Consider the following 217-nt stretch of genomic DNA (forward strand, 5'->3'; position numbering starts at 1 on the left):
TTGACGTGAATATAGCGTGGGTCTTTCATGTGGCGAGCAAAGCAGTCGATAAGGGCCACGTCATCATCTGTGTGGTAGTCTTGTGCAATCAGTATGTCATCCTCTGATACATCCCAGCGGCGGCTCCAGTTCTCATTGGCCCACATGAGGCAGAAGGTGAGGTCTATTTCGGGGTGTTTTAGTAATATTTCAAGGGGTGTTTCTAGTAATCGTTGTT

Annotated in this window: 1 protein-coding gene; it reads right to left on the reverse strand. The window is 47.5% G+C overall.

Annotated elements, in window-relative coordinates; genetic code table 11:
• Positions 1–217, reverse strand: a 217-nt coding sequence (locus tag KB213_RS12570; protein WP_211683600.1) for a glycoside hydrolase family 99-like domain-containing protein, incomplete at both ends; no start/stop codon positions are given.

The sequence above is a fragment of the Neokomagataea anthophila genome, from assembly GCF_018122595.1.
Lineage (GTDB): Bacteria > Pseudomonadota > Alphaproteobacteria > Acetobacterales > Acetobacteraceae > Gluconobacter > Gluconobacter anthophilus.